The sequence below is a fragment of the Emticicia sp. BO119 genome, from assembly GCF_013912375.1.
Lineage (GTDB): Bacteria > Bacteroidota > Bacteroidia > Cytophagales > Spirosomataceae > Emticicia.
In genome coordinates this window covers 125,766-137,717 of record NZ_JACETV010000006.1, presented here as the reverse complement: position 1 = coordinate 137,717, position 11,952 = coordinate 125,766, and the positions used below count along the sequence as shown (strand labels likewise).

The window sequence follows — 11,952 nt, the reverse complement described above, 5'->3', positions numbered from 1 at the left end:
CTGTCTTCATCATGAAAAGAATTTTATTCATTGTCTTTTATTTCTTTGCCATTTCACCTGTTTTTTCTCAAGTGCCTATTCCCCGTATTTTGTCTGAGCGGGAGCGTGCGACCGTGATTGATGAAATACTGGAAGATAGAATGACAAATCTTTTACCCCAACTGATGCGGAAAGAGGGGGTGGATATGTGGGTGCTGATTTCGAGAGAATACAACGAAGACCCTGTGATGAAAACTATGCTGCCTGCAGTCTGGCTCTCGGCAAGGAGGCGGACAATGATGGTATTTTTTGATAAAGGAGCAAAAGAGGGTGTCGAGAGACTGGCTATTGCACGCTATGATGTAGGTAATTTACTGAAAGGAGAATGGGATTTAAACACGAATCCTGATCAGTGGGACGCGCTGGTAAAAGTAATCAGAGAAAAGAATCCTAAAAAAATTGGCCTGAACTTCTCGAAGTATTATGCACATGCCGATGGCCTGACTTATACAGAGCAGAAAGAATTGATGGAGAAATTGCCTGCTGAATTTCAAGGCAGAATAGTTTCAGCATCTAATCTGGCAGTCAACTGGCTTGAGACTCGTACCGAACGGGAAATGATTATTTATCAGCAGATATGTCGTATTTCGCATGATATTATTCAGGAAGCTTTTTCTGATAAAGTGATTCAGCCGGGTATTACTACTACTGACGATGTAGTATGGTGGATGCGTCAGAGAGTAACAGACTTAGGGTTAGATACATGGTTTCATCCGACGGTGGATATTCAACGCTTTGACCCTGAGAATTTTGACCATCTGCGTACTTTTTCGAAACGACCACAAAAACAGGTGATTATGCCGGGCGATTTACTTCACTGTGATTTTGGTATTACCTATCTGCGCCTGAATACAGACCAGCAGCAACACGCTTATATTCTGAAACCGGCTGAAACAGACATACCTGAGTATCTGAAAAAAGCATTTAAACAGGGTAACCAGTTACAAAACAATCTGACTGATAATTTCAAGGCTGGGTTGACGGGTAATGAAATTCTGGCAAAAGCTCTGGAGCAATCGAAAAAAGATGGTTTGCGAGGTACTATTTATACACACCCTATCGGGAATCATGGTCATGCTGCCGGGCCAACTATTGGTATGTGGGATAACCAGGGGAAGACCATCGGCAGTGGTGATTATCCACTGAACTTTAATACGGCGTATTCGATAGAGTTAAATGTATCTGTTGATTTGGCAGAGTGGAAAAAGCCCATCAGAATTATGTTGGAAGAAGACGGTTTTTTTGATGAAAAAGGCTTTCGGTATATAGATGGCCGTCAGACAGAAATTATTCCGATTCCGAGAATTTTAACCCATGCAAAGTAGAAACCTGAAAAAAATTGGTAAAGATAATTACAATCTTTACCAATTGAATCAATATAAATCCCAAAGCTAAAAGATGCCTGATAAATACTATTGACAGAGCGTTATCTTAACCGGAACTCAACTTTACCAATAAACAATTTGTCTGTGTAAAGTTCTGCCACATAGACGCCCGTTTTCAATTTCTCATCTAATTTGTATTTTAAAGTAACCCTTTGCGGATTTCTTGTAAAATCTACGGCTTTTGTCAGATGAGCCGTAACCGGATTCATCACTCCTTTTATTTCAACATTCACCTGTCTGGCTTTTGAATCTTTTAAGGGTTTTTGTGTAATATCTTTTATACTTAAATATACTATTTCATCGGCTCCGCCTTTTGCTCCTTCCGGCAAATCAAACATAATAGCTACTTCTCTTGCCCTGCGGCCTTTTACTATCAGCTTTTCTTTCCGGTTCATGACATCTACACGAAATGCATTAGCTCCTAAAAGCGAAGCAGAGGATTCTTCCTCTTTCGGCAGGAAAGTATTAACATTTTTAGTATTATTTAATCTTCTTAAATCTTCGTTTTCTTGCGTAAGCCGAGTATTATCAGCCCTTAAACGAGCGTTTTCCTGTCTGATGCCGGCCAGTTCATTGCTCAGAGACTCTTTCAGGCTTTTCAACTCATTTACCTGTTTTCGTAAGACACTCAACGACTGATTGTCTTTTTGCAGGCGATTCAGCACCTTGTCTTTTTCGGCTAATTTCTCATTGATGCTCGTAAGCGAAGCAGAAAGGCTTTGATTCTGAGCTGTAGCTGCTTCTAATTGTGAGGATATACCTTCTAAATCTTTTTGAAGATTGTCTCTTACTACTTTCAGAGAATCGGTACGTTTGGTCAATACTTCATTCTCTTTTTTGAGTGTTCCTCCAATTCTCCATTGGTAGCCGCCCCATAACAAAGATAACAAAAGTAAAATACTGATAGCAGCCGCATAGGTGCGGGTCTGGTGTTCTGTGGGTTGTTGGTTCATTAAAATAGATAGTTTAGGAAAGCTGTAAAACTTATAGTAAGCAAAGTTAGTTTCGATTTGGTATTTTAAAAAGAAATATACGTAGTAAGGTAAAAAATTAAGAATATTTTAATGAATCAGTGATTTATTCGGCTAATATGAATTTTTGTGTAATAAAATACTGCTTCTGTTGATTTGTTTGGTTATTTTCTGGAGATTAATTATTACTATTAGCGATATATGTCAGGACTCTCTAAAGGTGTTGGACCATAATACAATTTTAAACCATAAATCTTTTCTGACCTTGAAATGTACCTTAATTCTTGCTTAGAAATAAATTAAAAAAAGATAAATGGTTAAAATCAGTGGTTTTAGATTTGTATCTTTGAGTAAACGTATATCCTGAATTGATGATTGATTATAGCATAAAACTCTTTTAATCAATAGAGTCTCGGGGCTATATAGGCTAAAAACTGGATAATTTTTAAAGATTGTGAATGGAAATGTCGGCAAAAAAAATTTTAGTAATTGAAGACGATCAAAGAATTGCTCAGTTACTGACACGCGGATTAACAAATAAAGGGTTTGAAATAGAAGTAGCTTATAATGGCACTTTAGGGCTAAGAAGAGCAGAGTCTATCGACTTTGATCTGATTATCTTAGATATTAACCTGCCTGAAATGAATGGCTTTGAAGTATGCAAAAGTATCAGGTCTTTTAAACCAAATTTGCCGATACTGATGCTCACAGCTATGAGCGAAATAGAGGATAAGATAGAGGGGTTTGAATCAGGTGCAGACGACTATATAGTAAAACCGTTTGATTTCAGGGAATTATATCATAGAGTATTAGTAGCATTAAGACACAATAACCCTGAGCCAGAGAGCCTGGGAAATATTGTCAGAATTGCCGATTTAGAGATTTTTCTTGATAGCAAATTAGTAAAAAGGGCAGGGCAGGAGATACGCCTGACAGCTCGTGAGTATGACTTTCTGCTATTTCTGGTAAGAAATCAGGGCAGGATTATTTCTAAACCTGAAATTGCCACCAACGTATGGGATATTCATTTTGATACAGGTACTAATGTAATAGAAGTATATATCAATATTCTACGCCGGAAAATAGATAAAGGCTTTGAACCTAAGCTGATTCATACCCGCCCGGGTTTAGGTTATATGATCAGAGAAAGTGCATGAAAATCCAGACCAAAATAGCGATTCAGTTTTCGATAATTGTTGCGAGTTTATTGTCGTTGTTTTCATGGATTATCTATCAGCAATCGGCTATGTATAGAGAGGAGGAGTTTATGGAACGCCTTAAAAACAAGGCACTCACTACGGCTTCTTTTTTTATTAAGGTAGATGAAATAGATAATGCTTTATTAAAAATTATTGATAAGAACACGCTTACAGCTCTGCATGATGAGAAAGTCCTGATCTTTTCTGACAAAAATGAGCTATTATATAGCAGTATCGATGAAATAGTAATTAACTACGATGCAGCGCTATTAGACAGGGTCCGGGAAGCTAAATATTTAGAGTTTCCAAGCGGCGAAAATGAATCTTTAGGCCTGGTTTATAATTTAGATCACCAAAACTTTGTAGTATTAGCCTCTGCATTTGATAAATTCGGAAAAAGTAAGCTAAAGAACCTGAGAAAGACTCTTATTTTAGGCCTAATAGTAGGCATTCTGATTACTATCTTATTAGGCGTCTTCTTTGCCGGAGGGGCATTAAAGCCAGTTAATCTTTTTATCAGTAAAATAAGTACTATTACAGCTAATAACCTCAGACAACGGATTGAAGGCCACGAAAGTAAAAATGAGATAGGCTTACTGGCAGCGGCTTTTAACAAAATGTTAGCTCGTTTAGAGCAGTCGTTTGAGCTGCAAAAGAGTTTTGTTTCTCATGCCTCACACGAACTGCGTACACCTCTGGCCGCTTTAAAGTCAGAAGTAGAGATTAGCCTTGAGGAAAATCTTTCCATTGAACAACATAAAGGCATTTTACAGAATATCCGTCAGGATATTAATCGTCTGATAAATCTTTCAAACGATTTATTACAGATTGTGCGCCCGTTTAAATCTCCGCTAATCAATTTTGGAGAGGTCCGAATTGATGATATTATTTTTCAGGCACAAGATGAACTGGGGTTAAGTAAACCAGAGTATAGAGTTACTGTAAAATACGCGCAGGAACCGGAAGATGAAAGTTCTATTATCGTTTTCGGGAATGAAGCTTTACTGAAAACGACTTTCATTAATTTAATAGACAATGCCTGTAAGTATTCACCTATGCAACAGGCAGAAGTGATTATTGACTTTAATAAAACATATACTATTGTTACTATTAAAGACGAAGGAATAGGAATCCCCAAAGATGATTTAGCGACAATTTTCGAGCCTTTCTTTCGCTCAAAAAATGCCCTTAATATATCGGGCTTTGGTATTGGGTTGTCGGTTTGTAATAAAATTATAGAGTTACATAAAGGTAAAATAAGTATTCAGAGCGAACTGAGCAAAGGCACAAAAGTAACTGTGCAATTACCCAATGCAGATAATGATCAGACAAATTTTTAATCTACTCTTGCATATTTAACCCGTATTTAATGCAGGCTTATAATGGTTTTAATCAGGATAGCTGAGATTTGTATCAGAAAGTTCGCCAGAGTCAGGTGAATAATCCTTACAATTTTAAATTATTAAAAACATGAAAAAGTCAGTTTTATTAGCAGCCTTAGCTGTTGCTATGCTTTTCGCCCCTGTTACCTTTGCCAAAGGAGGCAAAAAACAACAAAATTCCAAAGAGAAAACCGCTAAAGTAGAAAAAAAAGAAGCTAAAAACGAGCAAAAAGTAGCAGACAACTCAAAGAAGCATCATCATAAGAAACTAAAAAAAGCTGCCTGACCGCTTCCTGAAACGCAACCCCCGGGCTACTGAGAAAGTAGCCCTTATTTTTATATTTTAATTCCCTCGCTTTCAAATCGTTTTTTTATCTCTAATAATAAGTCAGATTTCATGGAAAAGGCTTTGGCTGAAGATCTACACCACACACTTAGCCTTAAGGTAATCCAGGAGTCGGCTAAATCAATAACCTGTACCAGAACCGGAGTTATCTTTGGCAGTATTTCGTCTTTTTCCTCTATTACTGAAGCATCGTAGAAATCCGGATGAGCAATGGCAATTTCTTTGAGTAAGTTCATTGCTCGGTCAATGTCTGTTGTAACAATTTTTATATCAATCTGATTACAGACCTTATCATCGATTATGGTTGAGTTAATTATATAGTCTCTTGTGATTACTGAATTGGGTACAATGATGTGTCGGTTTTCTGCATTATTGATGACAGTAAACTGTAAGGTTATATCTTCTACAATACCATGTCGCCCATTAGGTAATTGAATAGAATCGCCGATACGAAAGGGTTTATAAATAACAATAAAGATACCACTTACAATATTGCCGAAAGTCTGTTGCGTAGCCAGACCTATTACGACTGATAAAATACCTGCACTTGCCCAAAGGGTAGTAGCCAGCTTTTCTAAGCCCGGAATAAGATGAATAACCAAGATAATTGCTACTGCAAAAATAACAAAGCTTATGGCATTTTTGAGGAAACTGAAGGTTGTTGGGTTGATCCGGATATTACGAGAGGTGGTTCGTGCATATCGATTCAATGCTTTACGGGCCAACTGCGAAAGTACTAAAGCTGCGATAAGAATAAGAATGATACTTACCGAATGAAAAAAATCAAGAAAGACGCCTTTTATCATATTTGTGGATATTGCTACTAATGCAAAATTAAATTAATAGACACTGAAAAACTAATGGAGATATGATAAGCTAACTATTCTTTGTTGTAAAATGTTTAATTGCGTTATATTTGTTAAAATATAACGCTCTATTCAACGCTCATGGAATCTTCTCTCTATATTTTACTCTTTCTATTGGCTATTGTTGCATTTCTTTATTCATCAGTAGGGCATGGTGGCGCAAGCGGATATCTCGCAGTAATGGCATTAATGGGTGTAGCCCCCGCTATGATGAAATCGTCAGCCTTGGTCATGAATCTGGCAGTATCTTTATTTTCATTTATAGGGTTTTACAGGGCAGGACATTTCAAAATGAATCTCTTTATGCCTTTCGCCCTGGCAAGTATTCCTATGGCTTATTTAGGAGGCACTATGACACTCCCCGATAGCATCTATAAAAAAATATTAGCTGTTTGTATCTTGATTTCTATTGCCCGCTTACTCTATCAGTTCCGCACAGAAGAAACACCCAACCGCCCTGTACCATTATGGGCAGCCCTGGTGGCAGGGGCTTCTATTGGTTTACTGTCAGGCATGATAGGCATTGGCGGAGGGATTATCTTGAGCCCCTTAATGTTGCTGATGCGCTGGGCAAAACTCAAAGAAACGGCGGCCGTATCAGCACTATTTATCTTCGTAAACTCACTTTCAGGCTTATACGGGCAATTATCAAAAGGAGGGATACACCTTACACCCGATTTACAATGGGCAGTTGGGGCAACCATTATCGGAGGTTTATTAGGCTCTTATTTCGGTAGCCAACGTTTTAATATTCCAACACTTCGTTATTTATTAGCCTTCGGGCTAACTGTTGCCTGTTTCAAGTTGTTTCTTACCTGAAAATGCAATGATAAATTGCCAATTAGTAATTTGGCAGATGATTTGCGAATAAAAGTGCAGCTAAAAATTAGCCAGAAAACTACTGGAGATATTATTATCTTTTCTAAGGAATACTATCTTTGCTTCTGAATATATCTCATCTTGAGATTATTTACTGTTCCTCAACCCTTTCAACTCGCTTTATGAAAAGAATAATCATACTTCTTTTGATATGCTCTAAGGCTATACATGCCCAGCAAAACAATCTTAAACTCTGGTATAAACAACCTGCCAATACTACCTGGACAAACGCTTTGCCTTTGGGTAATGGTCGGGTAGGAGCAATGGTCTATGGCAATGTAACACACGAAACCCTGCAACTCAACGAGGCTTCTTTCTGGTCGGGTGGACCGAGCAGAAATGATAATCCCGAGGCTTTAGCTAATTTGCCTGCCATACGTCAGTTGATTTTTGAAGGTAAAAGCCAGGAGGCACAGGATATGGCGCAAAAACATATTATTGCCAAAAAGAATAATGGACAGATGTTTTTACCTGTCGGCAATATCCGGTTAGATTTCCCGGATCATGAAGATTATACGAATTACCGGAGAGAATTGGATATTGAACAGGCTATTCAGACTACTACTTATCAGGCTAATGATGTAAAATATACCCGAACAACCTTTATTTCTATTCCTGACCAGGTAATGGTGATTCGCCTGAATGCTAATAAGCCAAAGAGCTTGTCTTTTACTTTATCAATGAACAGTTCTTTTAAAACGGCAGCTATGACCTTAAGAAATCAATTATCGCTTTCGGGGCTTGGCAAAGATCATGAGAGTGTAAAAGGTAAAGTACGTTTTAGAACTATCGCAAAGATATTACCGAATGATGGGCGAACTACCAGAAATGATACAAGTATTACAATCACCAATGCATCGGCAGTAACGTTATTAGTGTCTATTGCGACTAATTTTGTGAATTATCATGATATTAGTGCCGATGAAAACAAAAAAGCAGAAGCTTATATAGCCAAAGCAGAAAAAATGCCTTACGGCACTCTATTTAATAATCATATAAAAGAATATCAGCGATTTTTTAATAGGGTAAAATTAGATTTAGGTACAAGCGAAGCCGCAAAACTGCCTACTGATGAACGCCTGAAAGCCTTTGCACAAGGCAATGACCCGAGTTTTGTATCTCTATACTTCCAGTTTGGTCGCTATTTACTTATTTCTTCTTCTCGTCCGGGTGGACAACCTGCCAATTTACAGGGAATCTGGAATAATCGGGTAAACCCACCCTGGGATAGTAAATATACTATTAACATTAATACAGAGATGAATTACTGGCCTGCTGAACTTACTCATCTGCCCGAAATGCACGAGCCATTGTTTGATATGGTCAGGGAGTTGTCAGAAACAGGTGGTCAGACTGCCCGAACAATGTATAATGCCAATGGCTGGGTGGCGCATCATAATACAGACTTATGGCGTATCAATGGTGCAGTAGATGGAGCATTCTGGGGTATGTGGCCGATGGGTGGGGCATGGTTAAGCCAGCATTTATGGCAACATTATCTATATAGTGGTGATAAAACCTTTTTACAAAAATATTACCCGGTTCTGAAAGGCATTGCTACGTTTTATCATGATTTCCTGATTCCTGAACCCTCACATCAATGGTTGGTAGTAGTGCCGAGTACTTCGCCTGAAAATTCACCTGCTGGTAGACCAAAATCTTCTATTACAGCAGGAGCTACAATGGATAATCAGTTGGTATTTGATGTGTTTTCTAATGCTATCAATGCTGCTAAGGTGCTGAAAACAGATGTTGACTTTATGAATCAGATAAAAGCCAGATTGCAACAATTACCACCTATGCAGATAGGGCAACACAATCAGCTACAGGAATGGCTCGAAGACCTGGACGATCCGAAAGACCAGCACCGCCATATATCCCATTTATATGGTCTTTTTCCTTCCAATCAGGTTTCACCTTATCAGCATCCCGATTTATTTGCAGCGGCCCGTACTTCTTTAATTTATAGAGGTGATGTTTCAACGGGCTGGTCGATGGGGTGGAAAGTGAACTGGTGGGCAAGGCTTTTAGACGGTAATCGTGCCTATAAACTCATTACCGACCAGTTATCACCTGCCGAAGTACCGGGCAGACAAGGAGGTGGTACTTACGATAATTTATTCGATGCACACCCACCATTCCAGATTGATGGGAACTTTGGTTGCACCGCCGGAATTGCTGAAATGTTGATGCAAAGCCATGATGGCGCCATTCAACTATTACCTGCTTTACCAGATAGATGGAGCGAAGGCAGCGTAAGTGGTTTAAAAGCCAGAGGCGGTTTTGAAATTGTAAAAATGACCTGGAGAAATAGCAAAATAACAGAACTAATCATTAAGTCTACCATAGGAGGGAACTGCCGCTTGCGTGTAAGCCATGCTTTAAAAACGAATCAGCCTATGAAAAAAGCTAATGGCAAAAATACAAATCCATTTTTCCAGATAGCAGCTATTAAAGAGCCGTTGGTATCTCCTAAAGCCAACGTTGATGCGAGTTTTATTAAAGAAACGATTGTGTATGATTTGCCTACACAGGCCGGGAAAACGTATGTTTTGCAGGCGGGGAAGTGATGAACTTTTTACTGAATTTGGAAACTTAATGCCATCCGCAATATTTGTGGAGAGCAATTTTTTCTATAATTCTGGATTACATGAATTATATCACGAAGATGTTTAAACTCACAATTAAATAGGTGAATTCTTATTATGATTGAACCCTCGAAATTTATGAAAGCCAAATATAGGAGGTATGCACTAATCATTACATTGATTTGCTGCTTCGGACTGGCTCATTCACAATCTGAAGGAACGGCAGCTAAAAATATTGACTTCCAGCTATTGAAGTTTAAACCTTCTATTGGAGACAGCATAACTTACGAGTACGGTTTTCTGAAAGTTCCTGAAAACCGGAAAGTCACCGGCACTCATGACATCAAGCTCGCTGTATTGAGGTTGAAAGCCAAAAAACCGACCACGAACTTCCCAATCCTGTTTTTGTCAGGCGGACCCGGCCAGTCTGGAATCAGTTACATTCAGGAAGAATATTTTCAGGTGCTTATTTTTAACCTTCAGGAAGATCATGACATTATTCTGCTGGATCAGCGCGGTTCAGGCAGATCCACACCGGGTCTGGGATTTCTGTTACCGGATGCGGATAACAAAAATATTTTTCTGGATGAAAAAAGGTCTATAAAACTTCATAACGAGGCAGCTGCTATTGGGCTCGCTGATTTCAAAAAAAAAGGAATCGATATTAAAGGATATAATACTATTCAAAGTGCCGAAGACCTGAATGACCTTCGGATTGCATTGAAGACCGAGAAATTCAACTTACTTGCTTATAGTTATGGTACTCATCTTGCACTCGCTATAGCGCGTGAACATTCTTCCTCCATCGACCAGATGATTTTGGTAGGAACATCAGGGCCAAATCACATGCACCACCTGCCATTTACCTATGACAAACAGTTAAATCGCATCTCTGCTTTGGCGGCACAGGATTCTGTAATCAATGGCAACGTACCTGACATGATGGAACTTTTGAAAAGTCAGCTAAAAAAACTTGCAGCACATCCTGTTGTCATTCCGGTAAAAGACCAGAAGTTAAAAAAGGTCATACACATACCTGTCGGGAAATTTGGCCTTCAACTGATTCTGAGACTGGATGCTGGCGACAGTAATGACTTTATTTACTTTCCGGCCATGTTATATGGGATGGAGCATGGTGACTACCGAATACTCCAGCGATATGTTGAAAGGCGTTTCAATCAGTTTAACGGAAGATACGGTTCAGGAATATCTGCTATGCGTCAGGCATCAGGAGCAACACCCAAGAGATATGCCCAAATCAGGAATCAGGGAAAAACTGCGATTCTGGGAAACAGCATGAATACCCCGGACATTTATGGCGGCTGGCAAGACATTGATCTTGGAGAAACGTTCCGTTCCCCTTTCAAGTGTGACCTGTCGACATTATTCATAAGTGGTACACTCGATAGCAACACGCCGGTTTCTAATGTGGAAGAATTGCTTCCGTGGTTTTCAAAAGCCAGGCAACTAAACGTAGAAAATGCGGCTCATGAAGACATGCTAACCAGCGCCGAGCTTCAACAGGAAATCATCCGGTTTTTCAGAAAAACAGAACCTGGCAGAACATCTATCTCCCTTCCCAGGCCTCGTTTCGTTCCGTTCTTCTAACGTCAGGAAGTTTCTGGCTTATGTTTCTATAGCTAAATACGGATAGGACTTTTAAATATTCATTAAGATTCATATAGGGTTAAAAAGGGAATAAATAATGTATCAGCAGTGATATGGATAGCAAACCTGTTTAAACTTGTTTCTTTTGACTACGAATGGCTATTTTACTGGGTAGCAACCGCTCATATTTCGCATGAAACAAAAAGTTTAAACAGGTCCATATTTATGGGATATATGAAGCTACTAAACCAAAAAGTGTAATTTGTCGCAACCATAGGTTTGATTTCCTCAGAAACCTCCCCAGACACTTTGAAAACACAATCCAAAATCGGAAATTTACCTGATTACAATTCACAAATAGCCGTCGCATAACAACTATTGCCATGACCGAAGAAAAACAGAAAGTGAATACAGGGTTAGAGGAACAAGAAAAGGTTACCAATATGGTGGGAACCTTTTTGAACGAGGACATCGAAGGTTTTCAGAAAATCAGCGTAGCAACCACGCAACCGAACCCATAAAAGGTTACCAATATGGTGGGAACCTTTTTAACGGCAATGATAGTTTGCGGACAACCAGTTAATAGATATTATTCGGAAAATCCTCCTATATATTCTCAAAAAAATACTTTTTAATGTCTATATGACACTTATTCTTTGGTTTTTGATTACCTTTGTTACTCATACAAA

At 38.8% G+C, this 11,952-nt stretch carries 10 protein-coding genes; 8 read left to right on the top strand and 2 right to left on the bottom strand.

What is annotated here, in order from left to right:
- Positions 1–11 precede the first annotated feature (11 nt).
- On the top strand, positions 12–1,364 hold the full coding sequence (locus H1R81_RS19100; RefSeq protein ID WP_181842354.1) for a M24 family metallopeptidase: 1,353 nt from the start codon (positions 12–14) through the stop codon (positions 1,362–1,364).
- A 101-nt stretch (positions 1,365–1,465) separates the two neighbouring features.
- On the opposite strand, the gene H1R81_RS19095 is transcribed toward H1R81_RS19100, so the two are convergent.
- Positions 1,466–2,377, bottom strand: a complete 912-nt coding sequence (locus tag H1R81_RS19095; RefSeq protein WP_181842353.1) for a hypothetical protein — start codon at positions 2,375–2,377, stop codon at positions 1,466–1,468.
- A gap of 482 nt (positions 2,378–2,859) precedes the next feature.
- Here H1R81_RS19095 and H1R81_RS19090 point away from each other — a divergent pair, with 482 nt between their 5' ends.
- From H1R81_RS19090 to H1R81_RS19080, 3 genes are all read left to right on the top strand, one after another.
- A complete protein-coding gene (locus H1R81_RS19090; protein WP_181842352.1) occupies positions 2,860–3,552 on the top strand; it encodes a response regulator transcription factor in 693 nt (230 codons plus the stop codon).
- Positions 3,549–4,934, top strand: coding sequence for a cell wall metabolism sensor histidine kinase WalK (locus H1R81_RS19085; RefSeq protein ID WP_181842351.1), 1,386 nt, complete (start codon positions 3,549–3,551; stop codon positions 4,932–4,934). The genes H1R81_RS19090 and H1R81_RS19085 overlap by 4 nt, the downstream gene beginning before the upstream one ends.
- A gap of 130 nt (positions 4,935–5,064) precedes the next feature.
- Positions 5,065–5,262 carry a hypothetical protein gene (locus H1R81_RS19080; RefSeq protein ID WP_181842350.1) on the top strand — a complete coding sequence of 66 codons (198 nt, stop codon included), beginning with the start codon at positions 5,065–5,067 and terminating at the stop codon, positions 5,260–5,262.
- 50 nt (positions 5,263–5,312) lie between these two features.
- Here the strand turns inward: H1R81_RS19080 and H1R81_RS19075 are convergent, their stop codons facing one another.
- Positions 5,313–6,128 carry a mechanosensitive ion channel family protein gene (locus tag H1R81_RS19075; protein WP_181842349.1) on the bottom strand — a complete coding sequence of 272 codons (816 nt, stop codon included), beginning with the start codon at positions 6,126–6,128 and terminating at the stop codon, positions 5,313–5,315.
- A 141-nt stretch (positions 6,129–6,269) separates the two neighbouring features.
- On the opposite strand from H1R81_RS19075, the gene H1R81_RS19070 reads away from it, so the two are divergent.
- From H1R81_RS19070 to H1R81_RS19055, 4 genes are all read left to right on the top strand, one after another.
- Entirely contained in the window at positions 6,270–7,007 is a 738-nt protein-coding gene (locus H1R81_RS19070) for a sulfite exporter TauE/SafE family protein (protein WP_181842348.1), read from the top strand.
- A 182-nt stretch (positions 7,008–7,189) separates the two neighbouring features.
- Positions 7,190–9,637, top strand: coding sequence for a glycosyl hydrolase family 95 catalytic domain-containing protein (locus H1R81_RS19065; RefSeq protein WP_181842347.1), 2,448 nt, complete (start codon positions 7,190–7,192; stop codon positions 9,635–9,637).
- Between the two features lie 135 nt (positions 9,638–9,772).
- Positions 9,773–11,263: an alpha/beta fold hydrolase gene (locus tag H1R81_RS19060; RefSeq protein ID WP_181842346.1), complete on the top strand. Its 1,491-nt coding sequence runs from the start codon at positions 9,773–9,775 to the stop codon at positions 11,261–11,263.
- A 383-nt stretch (positions 11,264–11,646) separates the two neighbouring features.
- Positions 11,647–11,784, top strand: a complete 138-nt coding sequence (locus H1R81_RS19055) for a hypothetical protein (RefSeq protein ID WP_181842345.1) — start codon at positions 11,647–11,649, stop codon at positions 11,782–11,784.
- Positions 11,785–11,952 lie beyond the last annotated feature (168 nt).